Annotated in this window: 16 protein-coding genes; 10 read left to right on the plus strand and 6 right to left on the minus strand. The window is 71.1% G+C overall.

Annotated elements, in window-relative coordinates; translation table 11 throughout:
- A partial coding sequence (locus GEV10_00815; protein MQA77019.1) for an acyl-CoA dehydrogenase occupies window positions 1-159 on the plus strand: 159 nt, incomplete at its 5' end.
- Between the two features lie 3 nt (window positions 160-162).
- On the opposite strand, the gene GEV10_00820 is transcribed toward GEV10_00815, so the two are convergent.
- The 4 genes from GEV10_00820 to GEV10_00835 form a co-directional block, all read right to left on the minus strand.
- On the minus strand, window positions 163-621 hold the full coding sequence (locus GEV10_00820) for a hypothetical protein (protein ID MQA77020.1): 459 nt from the start codon (window positions 619-621) through the stop codon (window positions 163-165).
- Between the two features lie 31 nt (window positions 622-652).
- On the minus strand, window positions 653-1,138 hold the full coding sequence (locus GEV10_00825) for a hypothetical protein (protein ID MQA77021.1): 486 nt from the start codon (window positions 1,136-1,138) through the stop codon (window positions 653-655).
- A 39-nt stretch (window positions 1,139-1,177) separates the two neighbouring features.
- Window positions 1,178-1,921: an SDR family oxidoreductase gene (locus tag GEV10_00830; GenBank protein MQA77022.1), complete on the minus strand. Its 744-nt coding sequence runs from the start codon at window positions 1,919-1,921 to the stop codon at window positions 1,178-1,180.
- A gap of 110 nt (window positions 1,922-2,031) precedes the next feature.
- A complete protein-coding gene (locus GEV10_00835) occupies window positions 2,032-2,589 on the minus strand; it encodes a methyltransferase domain-containing protein (GenBank protein ID MQA77023.1) in 558 nt (185 codons plus the stop codon).
- A 174-nt stretch (window positions 2,590-2,763) separates the two neighbouring features.
- On the opposite strand from GEV10_00835, the gene GEV10_00840 reads away from it, so the two are divergent.
- Entirely contained in the window at window positions 2,764-4,233 is a 1,470-nt protein-coding gene (locus GEV10_00840; protein MQA77024.1) for a LytR family transcriptional regulator, read from the plus strand.
- Window positions 4,234-4,567: 334 nt separating this feature from the next.
- Here the strand turns inward: GEV10_00840 and GEV10_00845 are convergent, their stop codons facing one another.
- Entirely contained in the window at window positions 4,568-6,022 is a 1,455-nt protein-coding gene (locus GEV10_00845) for a hypothetical protein (GenBank protein ID MQA77025.1), read from the minus strand.
- Between the two features lie 60 nt (window positions 6,023-6,082).
- On the opposite strand from GEV10_00845, the gene GEV10_00850 reads away from it, so the two are divergent.
- Window positions 6,083-7,129 carry a glycosyltransferase gene (locus tag GEV10_00850; protein MQA77026.1) on the plus strand — a complete coding sequence of 349 codons (1,047 nt, stop codon included), beginning with the start codon at window positions 6,083-6,085 and terminating at the stop codon, window positions 7,127-7,129.
- Between the two features lies 1 nt (window position 7,130).
- Here GEV10_00850 and GEV10_00855 read toward each other — a convergent pair whose 3' ends face one another.
- Window positions 7,131-8,057 carry a CDP-alcohol phosphatidyltransferase family protein gene (locus GEV10_00855; protein ID MQA77027.1) on the minus strand — a complete coding sequence of 309 codons (927 nt, stop codon included), beginning with the start codon at window positions 8,055-8,057 and terminating at the stop codon, window positions 7,131-7,133.
- Window positions 8,058-8,158: 101 nt separating this feature from the next.
- Between GEV10_00855 and GEV10_00860 the strand changes: the two genes are divergently transcribed.
- The 7 genes from GEV10_00860 to GEV10_00890 all read left to right on the plus strand — a co-directional run bounded on the left by GEV10_00860 (window position 8,159) and on the right by GEV10_00890 (window position 13,116).
- Complete coding sequence (locus GEV10_00860) at window positions 8,159-8,890, plus strand: NTP transferase domain-containing protein (GenBank protein MQA77028.1); 732 nt, start codon at window positions 8,159-8,161, stop codon at window positions 8,888-8,890.
- Window positions 8,878-9,951: an iron-containing alcohol dehydrogenase gene (locus GEV10_00865; GenBank protein MQA77029.1), complete on the plus strand. Its 1,074-nt coding sequence runs from the start codon at window positions 8,878-8,880 to the stop codon at window positions 9,949-9,951. The genes GEV10_00860 and GEV10_00865 overlap by 13 nt, the downstream gene beginning before the upstream one ends.
- Before the next feature lie 117 nt (window positions 9,952-10,068).
- Complete coding sequence (locus tag GEV10_00870) at window positions 10,069-10,779, plus strand: CDP-alcohol phosphatidyltransferase family protein (protein ID MQA77030.1); 711 nt, start codon at window positions 10,069-10,071, stop codon at window positions 10,777-10,779.
- The gene (locus tag GEV10_00875) at window positions 10,776-11,639 is read left to right on the plus strand and encodes a glycosyltransferase (GenBank protein ID MQA77031.1); all 864 of its coding nucleotides are present in this window, start codon (window positions 10,776-10,778) and stop codon (window positions 11,637-11,639) included. The genes GEV10_00870 and GEV10_00875 overlap by 4 nt, the downstream gene beginning before the upstream one ends.
- Window positions 11,640-11,925: 286 nt before the next feature.
- Window positions 11,926-12,174: a DUF4190 domain-containing protein gene (locus tag GEV10_00880; protein ID MQA77032.1), complete on the plus strand. Its 249-nt coding sequence runs from the start codon at window positions 11,926-11,928 to the stop codon at window positions 12,172-12,174.
- A gap of 23 nt (window positions 12,175-12,197) precedes the next feature.
- Window positions 12,198-12,632, plus strand: coding sequence for a DUF4190 domain-containing protein (locus GEV10_00885; protein ID MQA77033.1), 435 nt, complete (start codon window positions 12,198-12,200; stop codon window positions 12,630-12,632).
- Between the two features lie 58 nt (window positions 12,633-12,690).
- The gene (locus GEV10_00890) at window positions 12,691-13,116 is read left to right on the plus strand and encodes a DUF4190 domain-containing protein (protein MQA77034.1); all 426 of its coding nucleotides are present in this window, start codon (window positions 12,691-12,693) and stop codon (window positions 13,114-13,116) included.
- Window positions 13,117-13,191 lie beyond the last annotated feature (75 nt).

Here is a 13,191-nt window from a genome sequence, read left to right on the forward strand (position 1 = left end):
ATGGAGGTAACGACCGACGCCGTCCAACTGCTCGGCGGCTACGGCTACGTCAAGGACTACCCCGTCGAGCGCATGATGCGCGACGCCAAGATCACCCAGATATACGAGGGCACCAACCAGATCCAGCGCATGGTCATCGCCCGCCAGCTACTGAAGTAGGAGTCACTCGTCCGTGGTCCGGCACGAGACGCACGCGTGCTTGAAGCTCCTTGCGACGAAACCGATGTTGCCGCGCGAGTTGTGTGTCACGGGCTTCACGCGCCCGGTGCAGTTGGCTCCGGAGTAGAAGTAGCCCTCGATGCCGGTGTTGTTGATGTACGACTGCTTGTCGAGCTTCCAGGGGCAGGACCCGTTGGGCTGGTCGATGATGACGCCGATGGTCCCGGTGTAGTTGCGGTACCTCCAGATGCAGAAGTCGCCGGCGGCGCAGGTGCCGGCCTGCGCGCTCTCGGTCGCGGGGGTGGGCGCGGCGGACGCGGGGGAGGCGAGCGAGGCGCTGGTGAGCACCGCCAGGATCGCGGCGGCCAGGCTCGGCAGGCGGCGACGGCGTTGGCGCATGTCGGTTGCTCTCGGTGGGGGCGGGATGCGTGCCACCGAGGACATCGGCCGGCGGTAGCGCATGAATTGCGCGCGGGTTGCGCGGACCGGGAGGTCAGGAGGTCCGGCTCAGCGTGTAGCTGTGGCCGGCGTCGCCGACCTTCAGCCGCATGCCGTCGTCGAGGAAGAGCAGGATGTTGTCGTCCGCCACCTGGTAGAGGCGGAAGCCCTCCGGCGCCCGCGCGCCGAGCCGGTAGACCGCCGCACGCGGATCCGCCTTCGTGCCGCGCGTGATCGTCCACCGCCCGCTCGTGGTGTGGCGCTCGTCGCCCTGCCCGACGTTGATCTGTTCGAGCACGTACGTCGTCGGCTCGCTAGTCGCCGGGTTCTGCCGGAGCACGAGCCGGACCTTGACCCGCTCGCATCCGGCGCAGGGGACGCGACCCTCGAAGACGCCGAAGAACGAGGGATCGCCGGTGTCGACCGCGGTCGGCGGTGCCGCCGCGCGCTCGTCGAACGCCAGCGCCCGGACGGCGAGCAGGCCGCCGAGCAGCACCGCCGCGGCCAGCACGGCGACGACTACGACCGTCTTCCTTGACATGCCTCATCGTAGCCTCGGGCAGGTCGCTCGGCAGGCTCCTCAGGTGAGCGTGCGGCCGCCGTTGACGGCCAGTCGCTGCCCGGTGATGAAGCCGGCGGCGTCCGAGGCGAGGAAGGCCACGGCGGCGGCGACGTCGTCGGGCACGCCGAGGTGGGCGAGCGGAACCAGCTGGGCGTAGGCATCCTTCTCCGCCTGGTCGACGCCGGCGTGCCGCTCGGTGGGGATCCAGCCGGGCGCCACCAGGTTGACCGTGATGCCGTGCGGCCCGAACCGGCGTGCCCAGGAACGGGTGAGGCCCAGCTGGGCGCTCTTGGCGGCGACGTACGCGCTGGAGCCCGGGTTGCCCAGGTCGACGACCTCGGAGCCGACGTTGACGATGCGGCCGTAGCCGCGCTGCTTCATCCCCTCGACCACCTGCTGGGTCAGCAGCAGCGGGCTCTTGACGAAGTACGCCAGTTGGTCGACGACGTCCTGCCAGGTCAGCTGCTCCGGCGCGATGGTGGGCTGCGGGCCGGTCGCGTTCAGCACCAGGACGTCGACCCTGCCGAAGGTCGCCAGCACCGCCGCATGGAGCGCCTCCACCTCGGCCTCGTCGGTGACGTCGGCCCGGAACAGCTCGGCGGTGCCGCCGCTCTCGACGATCGTGCGACGCACGTCGGCGGCGCCCCGCTCGTCGCTGCGGTAGTTGATCGCGACGGCGTGGCCGGCGTCCGCGAGGGCCCGTGCGATCGCCGCCCCCAGCCCTCTCGAGGCGCCGGTCACCAGCGCGACGGTGGCGGTCATCGGCGGCGTCGCGGCGTGGTGAAGGTGCCCATCACCACATCATGGCGTAGTGAGGGGCACCTTCACCACAGCACGGAAGGCGCTGACGAGGCACCGTGACCGACATGCCGTCAGCCGCGCTCGACGACGAGTACGCCGGCGGCGACCGAGGGCGGTGGGCGGAACGCGCCCGCGTTCAGGCGCCGGGCGACGCGGAAGGTGTACCTGCGGTGCCACCGGCGGGTGCGGGACCCGCCGTGTCCGGCGCCGGCGAGGCGCACGGCCAAGTGCCACGGCACCACGAGGTCGGCGCGGCGCAGGCCGCTGCGCGGGTCGTCGAGCAACCGGCCGAGCACCGACATGGCGATGCTGAACGGCAGGTTGGCCACGACCCGGTACGGGCGGCGTGGCAACGGGATCGCGAGCATGTCGCCCTCGATCACCCTGACCTGCGCGGCCGCGGCGTAGCGCCGTTCGAGACTCCGCGCGAGCCGTGCTGAACGCTCCACCGCGAGCACGCGGGCTCCGGTGGACGCCAACGGGCCGGTCAGTGCTCCGGTGCCCGCACCGAGGTCGATGACGAGATCGTCGCGGGTGATCCCCGCGTGCCGGACGAGCTCAGCCGCGAACCCCGTGCGCAGGACGTGCAGCCCGGGTGGGTTCGGCGTGCGCCGCCGTCCCCCGGTCACGGAAGACCCGGATCATGCAGCTACCCATGGGAGACCCCTCGTCGAGACGTTGTGCCGTGGTCGACGCTACGGGGGTACCGGCGCCATCCGCATCAGGTTTCGGCCGTACGGCGACACGCCGGGCGACCGCTGGGGTTCGCTGCGGCCAGGACGTGGCGGGGATACTCGGTGATCATGTCGGAACGTTCAGGGGGATCCGGGGGGATCGGGAAGGGGAGGCGCGGGGGATCCGAGGGCGGGTCGTCGCGACGGTACGAGAGTACGAGCCGCACCTACGGACGGCCGAGGCCGGACCAGGGAAAGCGCGGCGACGTCGCGTTCCGGCGGGCCCTCGTCGTCACCCTCCTCTCCGTCATCGCTCCCGGCAGTGGGCACCTCGCCCTGCGCCGCCACGGCGTCGGGCGGCCGGTGCTGCGCACGTACCTGATCCTCGTGGCCGCCGGCGTGCTCGCCGCGATCTTCGTGCCCAGGTCGTGGTGGCTCGCGCTCGCGTTCAAGCCGTGGGTGCTCGGCGCGCTGCAGGTGGCCGCGGTCGTCGTCGGCGTGCTCTGGGTCGCGGTCGTACTGCATGCCTTCGCGCTGGCCAGGCCCGGGCAGATCGTCGCGTCGCGCCGCGGCGTCGCGGTCGCGATCGCGCTCGTCCTCTGTGCCGGCATCCTCGCGCCGTTCGGGGTCGCGTCGCGGTACGCCGGCGTGCAGCGTGACCTCGTCACGAGCATGTTCCCCGAGGAGGGCACGGGGCCGAAGGGACGGATGAACGTCCTGCTCATCGGCGGCGACGCGGGCAAGGACCGGGTCGGCGTCCGCACCGACAGCATGATCGTGGCGAGCGTCGACCTCGCCACCGGTCGCACGGTGCTGATCAGCCTGCCGCGCAACCTGCAGCACGTGCCGATGCCGGAGGGCCCCGCGCGCGACCGGTTCCCGAACGGCTTCGACGACCTGCTCAACGCGGTCTACAAGTACGGCGAGGAGCACCCCAAGGTCGTACCGGGCTCACGGCACCCCGGTCCCGACCTCCTCAAGCAGACGGTCGGCGGCGTCCTCGGCATCCCCGTGCACTACTACCTGCTCGTCAACCTCAGGGGATTCCGGCAGATGGTCGATGCGCTCGGCGGCGTCACCGTCACGGTCAAGGAACGGCTGCCCATCGGCGGCGAGGGCGGGCCCGTCACGGGGTACGTGCAGCCGGGGCGGCGCAAGCTGACCGGGCTCGAGGCGCTCTGGTACGCCCGGTCGAGAGCGGCGTCGAGCGACTACGACCGGATGGCCAGGCAGCGCTGCCTGATCAGTGCCGTCGCCGAGCAGGCCGATCCCGCCAACGTGCTGCTGCGATATCAGAAGCTCGCGGCGGCGAGCAAGGAGCTCTTCGCGACCGACATCCCGCAGAACGTCATGAGCTCGCTGACCGGTGTCGCGGAGAAGGTCAAGACGCACAAGATCAAGAGCCTCGCCCTGGTGCCACCGCTGATCGATACGTCCGACCCTGACTGGGGCCTGATCAAGCGCAGGACCGACAAGGCGATCAAGGCGTCGATGAAGGACCCGAAGCCGAGGAGCGGAGACCCCACCCCGGCCGGCTCGAAGGACCGCGCGACACCGAAGCCCGATCGCTCGGTCTCGCCGTACGCGTCCTGTGATTAGGGAACCGGACGGGTACCCGGCTCCGTCGATGCCGGCGTGCACACTCGCAGTCAGCCGGCGGCCCCGATCCGTACGAGTCCGCCTCGAACTCCCGCGGCACCACCGAGCAGCGGTGAATCCTTTCTTCATCGGCTAGAGGAGATGACGACCGTGTTCGCGATCCGGCGTAGTCCGTGTCATCGCGAGGTCTGCTGCGGTGGGCCTGCCCGGGTCTGGTGCCCCAGGTGCGGTGCCAGCTACCAGGCCGATGACCCGCGCCTGACCGTCGACACTCCCGCGAGCGCGACAATGACGAGGCCCGACGCCTTCGCGACAGCGGGTTCCTGACCGGCCGTCAGCCGCCGCACGGGCCCGCGGCGGTGACGCTGAGGGCGTCGTTCTCCGAGACGCCGGGCTCGGCGTTCTTCACGTAGTTCACCTGGCGCACGCCGGAGTACGAGCGGCCGACCACGACACGCATGGTCGAGCTCTTGGTCTTCGTGACCGCGAGCTCCGCTCCGGGGATCGCCGCCTGGAGGGTCCTGGCGTGCTTCTCGTGCGCGGCGTCGTGGTAGATCGTGGTCGTCGAGCTCTCCTGATCGGCGTTCGACGGCGCACCCTTCATCCGGAACCCGACGCCGCGCAGCTCCTCGGTCGCCTTACCGGCGAACCCCTCGATGCCCGCGCCGTTCTCCACCCGGACCGACACCGAGCCCGGCCGCAGGGGCACCGGCGCGGGAGTGAACAGGGACGGGTCGATCCGCGAGTCCTTGCCGAGCTCCTCGAAGAGGTAGGTGGTGAGCTGCGACTGCCACGTCGTGACGGTGCCGTCCTTGGTCTTCTTGGTCTCGTCGACGGGCACGGACACGATCGAGGTGCGGTCGCCGTACGGGTCGCGCAGGGCGAGGGCGACCCGGCGCGCGAGCGCGCGGTCGAACCCGTCGTCGACGCGGAGCGCGGCCGCCCCCTCGTCGAGCAGCTGGGTCGCCTGCCACGGGGTGAGCACGGCGGTCGCCCCGAACAGCCGCTCCGCCGCGGCGCCGAACAGCAGCTGCGTGCGACGGAGGCGGTCGAGCGAGCCGCCCGCGGTCGTCCGGGCGTAGGCCGCCGCCTGCTCGGCCGTGATCGTCTGCTCGCCGGGTGCCATGCGCAGCTTCGCTGCCTTGTCCTCGACCGTCTTGGGCAGGCACAGCTCGATGCCGTCGAGCGCCGCGACGACGTCGGTGAGGGCCGGCAGCGAGAGCTCGACGTAGCCGTCGATCCTGATCTTGGTGACGGTCTCGAGCGACTGGACGAGCAGGGCGGGCCCGCCGTCCTCGTACGTGGCCGCCAGCGGGCGCTTGCTGGCCCCGACGTCCTTGCCGCGGAAGTCGCGGTGGGGCGGGACGTCGACGAGCGAGTTGCTCGGCAGGTCGATGAGCACGGTCGAGTCATGTCGCCGGGACAGGTGGACGAGCGCCAGGTGGCTCAACCGCCGGTCGGGCAGTGCCTTCTCGTCGGCGGACTCGCCCTTCTCGTCATCGGCCTTCTCGTCGACGGGGTCGTCGGTCGCGGCGAAGAGGATGTCGACAGACCCGTTCGCGGTCTGCGGGGGCCTGGTGTCGATGTCGCCCAGCGAGCCGACCCGTTCGACGCCGGCGTCGGCGGCCGCGTTGACGCTCCACAGCACGCCACTCGCGGCCACGACCAGTACCGAGACACTACCGACCACGAGGGCGGCGATCGTCGCGCTGCCCCCGCGCACCCCCCGGATGCTGGCGAGCGTCCTGCGCGCCCGCGCCAGCACCTCCCGTATGAAGCTGGCCATCATGCTTCCTCCCGGCGAGGGCCATCGTAGATGACCGAGGTGTCCCGGTATCGTGCGTGCCCCATGAACGAACACGCGAGTGTCGAGCCGAACTGGCCGCCGGTCTCCCTGGTCATGCCCGTCCTCAACGAGGAGCGGCACCTGCGCGAGGCGGTCGAGGGCGTCCTGGCGCAGCACTACCCGGGCGACCTCGAGGTGGTGCTCGCGCTGGGCCCCTCCCGCGACCGGACCGACGACGTCGCCGCCGCGCTGGCGGCCCTCGACGAGCGCGTCCGGGTGGTCGACAACCCCGCCGGGCATACGCCGCACGCGCTCAACGCCGCCATCGCCGCGGCGAAGCACGACGTCATCGTCCGGGTCGACGGCCACTCCGTGCTGCCCGACGACTACGTGCGCACCGCGGTGTCCGTGCTCCTCGAGGCCGGTGCCGACAACGTCGGCGGGCTGATGGCGGCGGAGGGCACCACGGACTTCGAGCGAGCGGTCGCGGCCGCGATGTCGTCGCGGATCGGCGTCGGCGCGACGCAGTTCCACACCGGGGGAGCCGACGGTCCGGCGGAGACGGTGTACCTCGGCGTGTTCCGGCGGTCGGCGCTCGACCGGGTCGGCGGCTACGACGAGGCCTTCCACCGTGCCCAGGACTGGGAGATGAACCACCGGATCCGCGAGACCGGCGGACTGGTCTGGTTCACGTCGAGGCTGAAGGTCGCCTACCGGCCACGTGCGACCTTCGCCGCGCTCGCCAGGCAGTACTTCGACACCGGGTCGTGGCGCTGGCAGGTGATGGTGCGGCACCCCGAGACGGTGTCGCTGCGCTACCTCGCGCCGCCCGCGGCCGTCGCGGGTACGGCGGCGGCGCTCGGCCTCGCCCTCGCGGGCCGCCGGTGGGCGCTCGTCGTGCCGGTCGCGTACGCGGCCGCGGTCGTGGTGGGTGCCGCCGTCACCGGACGCGGCCTCCCGCCGCGGGGCAGGGCGATGCTCCCCGGGGTCTATGCGACCATGCACTACGCCTGGGGCGCCGGCTTCCTGAAGGGCGTCGCGGCGTCCGCGCTGTCGCGAGACCGCCGGAGGCAATCAGTACTGGACCGGGTGCGCCGCCGCCGCAGGTAGGTCAGTCGGTCTCCGTCAGCCGGTCGGTGTCGGCCGGAGTGGCGTACGACGCGATGGCGCGGTCGAAGTCCCTGATGCTGAGCCAGAGCTTGTAGACGAGCACGGCCTCGAACACCAGGAGCAGCGCCGCCGCCCCGATCATCACCGGGGCGACGAGCCCGGTGACGGGCCCGACGATGCAGACGAACATCTGGAACTCGATGCCGCTCCACAGGTGCGGTCGCATGCGGTGCCTGCGCAGGAAGTCACGGAACCTGTTGTAGAAGCGGAACTTGCTGCGGAACCCCTGCTGCAGGTCGACGACGTTGCCCGACGCCGCCACCTCGTTCGGGTCGAGGTCGGGGTTCTCGGTGAGCACGTCCTCGATGAAGGGCAGCTGCTCGTCGACGTCGTCGTCGCCACGGGCGCGTGCCCCGCGCCGCGCCTCGGTGATGCGCGTGCGCATGTCCTCGCGCATCTTGTACGTGTGCGCCGAGTTGATGTAGCGCAGCGCGTCGACGAAGACGACGCACATGCCGATCACCAGGAACAGCGGGCGCTCCGTGAGGACGTACTGGCCGACGGTGAGCCCGAGGACGCAGAGGAAGATGCGGACCCGGTCGAAGATGAAGTCGAGCCACTGGCCGAACGTCGAGCCGGTGCCCTTGAGCCGCGCGATCTTGCCGTCGAGGCAGTCGATGTAGAACGCCAGGTAGAACAGCACTGCGCCGAGCACCAGCCACGGCCAGTCGCCGAGCAGGAAGACGCTTGCCGAGCCGAGCCCGACCACGAACGCGACCAGGCTGAGCTGGTTGGGGGTGAGCCGGGTGTGGTTGGCGAGCAGGCGCACCACGGGGGCCGCGAGCGGGTCGACGAGGAAGACCGTCCACCACGAGTCCCGCGCCTTGTAGGTACGTCGGACGTCGTCCGCCGAGAACGTGCCCGACATCGTTGGTGCGTCCTTCCGGTCCGAGGGCGAATGACCCACCGTACTCCCGGGCGGCGCAGGCAGTGGAACCGCCGCGAGACGCCTGTCGTTATCCTCTGCTGGTGCTTGGCATGATCCTTGCGGCCGGTGAAGGTCGTCGGCTGCGGCCGTACACGGAGAAGCTGCCGAAGGCCCTGGTGCCGGTCGACGGCGAGACCACGATCATGGACATCGTGCTGCGCAACATGGCCGCGGTCGGCCTGCGCGACGTCGTCGTGGTCGTCGGCTACGCCGCCGAGGCGGTCGAGGAACGCCGGCAGGAGCTGGAGTCGCGGCACGGTGTGCGCCTCACCCTCGTGCCCAACGACAAGGCGACGCAGTGGAACAACTGCTACTCCCTCTGGCTGGCCAGGGAGTACTTCGCCGAGGGGGTGCTGCTCTCCAACGGCGACACGGTGCACCCGGTGTCGGTGGAGGAGACGCTGCTGTCCGCGCGGGGGCCCGGTGTGCTGCTCGCTCTCGACGACGCGAAAGCCCTCGCCGACGAGGAGATGAAGGTCACCCTCGACGGCTCCGCCCGCGTCTCCCGCATCACCAAGCAGATGGCGCCGAGCGACGCGCACGGTGAGTACATCGGCGTCACCCTGATCGAGCCGGCCGCCGCGCAGCCGCTCGCCGACGCGCTCGAGACGACGTGGCGACGCGACCAGGGTCTGTACTACGAGGACGGCTACCAGGAGCTCGCCGACCGCGGCGGCGACGTCCGTACCGCGTCGATCGGCACGGTGGAATGGGTGGAAGTCGACAACCACGACGATCTGGCTCGGGCACGGGAGATCGCATGCCGCTGCTAGCGCGCATGGTCATGAGTCCGCTCGTCGTCGAGGTGCGCCCGGGAGCGGTGGCCGGCCTCGCGGACGTGCTCGCCGACCAGCGGATCTCGCCGAACGGTGTCGTCGCGGTCGTCGTCGGCGGCGGCCTCGGCGACCGGATCGCCGAGGAGCTGTCGCACACCCTCGGCAACGCCGACGTCTTCCTCGCGGCCGACGGCACCCTCGACGTCGCCGCCGAGATCGAGGTCGGGTTGCGCAAGCGGTCGTACGACGCCGTGGTGGGGATCGGCGGCGGCAAGACGCTCGACGTCGCCAAGTACGTCGCCAGCCGGCTCGGACTGCCGATGGTGGCCGTCGCCACCAGCCTCGCCCACGACGGCATCTCCTCGCCGGTGTCGAGCCTCGACCACGGCGGCGGCCGCGGCTCGTACGGCGTGCACATCCCCGTCGCGGTGCTCGTCGACCTCGACTACGTGCGGGCCGCGCCGGCGCGGCAGGTCAGGTCGGGGGTCGGCGACCTGATCAGCAACCTCTCGGCGACGGCCGACTGGGAGCTCGCCAGGGAGGTCCGCGGCGAGCCGGTCGACGGGCTCGCCCTGTCGCTGGCCCGGGTGGGCGCCGACGCCGTGCTGAACCGTACCGACGGCATCGACTCGGATGCCTTCCTCGTGGTGCTCGCCCAGGGCCTCATCCTGTCCGGGCTCGCGATGGCCGTCGCGGGCAACAGCCGGCCGTGCAGCGGCGCCTGCCACGAGATCTCGCACGCGCTCGACCGGATGTCTCCCGGCTCGGGCACCCACGGCGAGCAGACCGGCTTCGGTGCGCTCTTCGCCACCTGGCTGCGTGGCGACCTCGACCTCGCCGGCGCGATCCACGGCTGCCTGCACCGGCACGGCCTGCCGACGCGACCGGCCGACCTCGGCCTGACCGACGACGCGTTCGCCGCCGCGGTGGCGAACGCACCCGACACCAGGCCGGACCGCTATACGGTGCTCGAGCACCGCGAGGTCGACGCCGACCGTGCGGTCGCGTGGACGCGCGAGTTCGTGGCCTGGGCGGCGCGGCGTGAGGAGACCCGGTGACGGGGCCGTACGCTGTCCCTCGCCTCGCACCGACCAGACCATGAGGACGTGACCGTCATCAGCCCACTCGAGGCCTCGCCGGCGCAGATCCGCGAGATCGCGCAGCCGCCGGGGATCATGGACCGGCGCAGCGGCGAGCACTGGGCGGGCCGGCTGTACATGCGCCGCCTCTCGCCGTACGGCACCTGGCTGCTCGTCCGCACGCCGATCACGCCGAACGTGACCACCGGCCTGATGATCGTCGCCGGCGTCGCCGGCGGCGTCGTGCTGGCCCTCGGCGGGCTCTGGTCGGCGGTGGTGGCGGCGCTGCTGATCCAGCTCTACCTGCTGCTCGACTGTTCCGACGGCGAGCTCGCCCGCCTCACGGGACGGACGAGCATCGTCGGTGTCTACCTCGACCGGGTCGGCCACTACCTCGCCGAGGCCGCTCTGCTGGTCGGGCTGGGCATCAGGGCCCAGGGCGAGCTCACCGGCGGCTGGGCGCAGCTCGGCGCGCTCGCGGCGCTCGGCGCGATCCTCATCAAGTCCGAGACCGACCAGGTCGACGTCGCGCGCATCAGGTCGGGCCTGCCGGCCGTCACCGAGGAGGCCGCGGAGCTGCGCAGCAGCCGGCTGGGCACGCTGCGCAGGATCGCGTCGCTGTTGCTGGTGCACCGCGTGATCCAGGGCATCGAGGTGTCGCTGCTCGCCGTCGTCGCGGCGGTCGTCGACGTCGTCACCGGCACTCTGGTGGGCACCCGGGTGCTGGTCGTCGCGTGCGTCCTGGTGGCGGGAGCGTTCGTGGTCCTCCACCTGATCAGCGTGCTGATGAGCAGGAGGCTGCGGTGAACGACGTCACGCTCTCGTGCGTGATCCTGACCATGGGTGACCGCCCGGGGGAGCTGCGCCGCGCGATCGACAGCGTCCGCGCCCAGCACGGCGAGCCGATCGAGGTCGTCCTGGTCGCCCAGGGCGCCGACGTCGACGACGTCCCCGACGACGTCACGTACGTCCGGCTACCTGAGAACGTCGGCCTGCCCGAGGGCCGCAACCGCGGTGCCGCCCGGGCGACGGGCGACGTGGTGCTGTTCCTCGACGACGACGGCTGGTACCCGGAGCCGACGCTGGCCGACTGGGTCAGGGCGAGGTTCGCCACCGACCCTCGCCTCGGCATCATGTCGTTCCGCATCGTCGACGAGGAGGGCCGCAGCGCCCGCAGACACGTACCGAGGCTGCGGGCCGGCGACCCGATGCGGTCGGGCCAGGTGACCACCTTCCTCGGCGGCGGCAGCGCCGTGCGGCGCGAGACGTTCGAGCGGGTCGGCGGGCTGCCGGGGGAGTTCTTCTGGACGCACGAGGAGACCGACCTCGCCTGGCGGGTGCTCGACGCGGGCTACCGGATCGTGTACGACGCGCGCGCGGTGATGGCCCATCCGCGCACGAGCCCGGCGCGGCACGCGAACTACCTCCGGATGAACGCGCGCAACCGGGTGTGGCTGGCCAAGCGCAACCTCCCGCTGCCGCTCGCGGTCGCGTACGTGGGGGACTGGTTCGCCGTCACCGTGGTGCGGGAACGCAGCGTCACGGCACTGCGTCCGTGGCTCCGTGGTTTCGCCGAGGGACTCCGTACGTCTGGAGGGCCGCGCCGGCCGATCGCCTGGCGTACCGCCTGGCGGATGGCCAGGCTCGGTCGCCCACCGGTCATCTGACCAGGGGGCATATCATCGTGACCGTCGGGATCGGGCTTGCCGTGAACCTTCTGGTGTTCCCCGCCGTCCCAACCCCCGCGGCCGCGAACGCGAGTGCGTGAGTTCGACCATCGACCGAGGAGATGGCGCAGTGACCCAGCAACCCGGATGGAGCGACCCGCAGGGTGATCCCGGCGGTACCTCCCCGCAGTGGCACGACCAGCCGCCGGCCGACCAGGCGGGCTACGGCCAGCAGCAGTATGGTCAGCCACAGCCGTACGGCCAGGGCTACGGTCAGCAGCAGCCGATGTACACGTACCCGCCCTCGCGGCCCACCAACATGATGGCGATCCTCGCGCTGGTGTTCTGCTTCGTCTTCGCGCCGGTCGGGTTGATCCTCGGCATCATCGCGCGCAGGCAGATCGAGGAGACCGGTGAGGAGGGGCACGGGCTCGCTCTCGCCGGCACCATCATCGGCGCGATCTTCACCGGGTTCGGCGTTCTCTACGTCGTCGTCGTCGTGATCGCCGTGGTGGCGTCCGCGTCGGCGGTATGAACAACGAGCGATCGACCGAGGGGATGGACCAGGTGACTCAGCAACCCGGATGGAGCAACCCGCAGGGCGACCCCGGCGGCGCCTCCCCACAGTGGTACGACCAGCCGCCGGCGGACCAGCCGGGCTACGGTCAGCAGCAGTACGGCCAGCAGCAGTACGGCGAGGTACAGCAGTACGGCCAGGGCTACGGTCCGCAGCAGCCGATGTACGTCTACCCGCCCTCGCGGCCCACCAACATGATGGCGATCCTCGCGCTCGTCTTCTGCTTCGTCTTCGCGCCGGTCGGGTTGATCCTCGGCATCATCGCGCGCAAGCAGATCAGGGAGACCGGTGAGGAGGGGAACGGGCTCGCTCTCGCCGGCATCATCGTCGGCGCGATCTTCACCGGCCTGATCGTGCTGTACATCCTCTTCTACGTCGTCCTGTTCGGGATCCTGTTCGCCACGACCGGCGTGTAAGGTTCTCCTCGGCGGGAGCGGGCCCGCCGTCTCACGACCAGGTGGGGATGTCGCGCTCATGACGCAGCAGCCGGGGTGGAACGACCCTCAGACGCAGCCGTACGGCCAGGCAGGTGCCCCGATGGGGCAGCCGCAGCAGTACGGCCAGGTGCAGCCGTACCAGGCCCCGGCGTACCAGACGCCGATGGTGATGCAGCCGATGCCGACCTTCCAGGTCAAGGCGGCGAACAACACCATGGCGACCTGCTCGCTGATCTTCGCGCTCGTCGGCCTGATCTTCTTCCCGATCCTCGCCCAGATCCTCGCCCTGATCTTCGGCATCGTGGCGAAGGGCCAGATCAAGCGCACTGGTGAGGGCGGCGCGGGCATGGCGACCGCCGGCATCATCATCAGCTCGATCATCCTGGGTCTCGCGGTCATCGGCACGATCTTCTGGATCGTGGTCGTCGTGATCCTGGGCGCCGCGGGCGTCGCGGCCAGCTGACTGACGCGAGACACTAGGGGCTCGGTCAGCGGGTCTTCTTCTCGAACGTCAGCAGCACGAACGTGTAGTCGAGGC

The organism is Streptosporangiales bacterium (assembly GCA_009379955.1).
Taxonomy (GTDB): domain Bacteria; phylum Actinomycetota; class Actinomycetes; order Streptosporangiales; family WHST01; genus WHST01.

Bases quoted from the DNA above. Each gene is read 5' to 3' on its own strand.
- GEV10_00820 (MQA77020.1), bottom strand. From the start codon at position 621: ATGCGCTACCGCCGGCCGATGTCCTCGGTGGCACGCATCCCGCCCCCA.
- GEV10_00825 (MQA77021.1), bottom strand. From the start codon at position 1,138: ATGTCAAGGAAGACGGTCGTAGTCGTCGCCGTGCTGGCCGCGGCGGTG.
- GEV10_00830 (MQA77022.1), bottom strand. From the start codon at position 1,921: ATGACCGCCACCGTCGCGCTGGTGACCGGCGCCTCGAGAGGGCTGGGG.
- GEV10_00840 (MQA77024.1), top strand. From the start codon at position 2,764: ATGTCGGAACGTTCAGGGGGATCCGGGGGGATCGGGAAGGGGAGGCGC.
- GEV10_00845 (MQA77025.1), bottom strand. From the start codon at position 6,022: ATGATGGCCAGCTTCATACGGGAGGTGCTGGCGCGGGCGCGCAGGACG.
- GEV10_00850 (MQA77026.1), top strand. From the start codon at position 6,083: ATGAACGAACACGCGAGTGTCGAGCCGAACTGGCCGCCGGTCTCCCTG.
- GEV10_00855 (MQA77027.1), bottom strand. From the start codon at position 8,057: ATGTCGGGCACGTTCTCGGCGGACGACGTCCGACGTACCTACAAGGCG.
- GEV10_00865 (MQA77029.1), top strand. From the start codon at position 8,878: ATGCCGCTGCTAGCGCGCATGGTCATGAGTCCGCTCGTCGTCGAGGTG.
- GEV10_00870 (MQA77030.1), top strand. From the start codon at position 10,069: ATGGACCGGCGCAGCGGCGAGCACTGGGCGGGCCGGCTGTACATGCGC.
- GEV10_00880 (MQA77032.1), top strand. From the start codon at position 11,926: ATGTACACGTACCCGCCCTCGCGGCCCACCAACATGATGGCGATCCTC.
- GEV10_00885 (MQA77033.1), top strand. From the start codon at position 12,198: ATGGACCAGGTGACTCAGCAACCCGGATGGAGCAACCCGCAGGGCGAC.
- GEV10_00890 (MQA77034.1), top strand. From the start codon at position 12,691: ATGACGCAGCAGCCGGGGTGGAACGACCCTCAGACGCAGCCGTACGGC.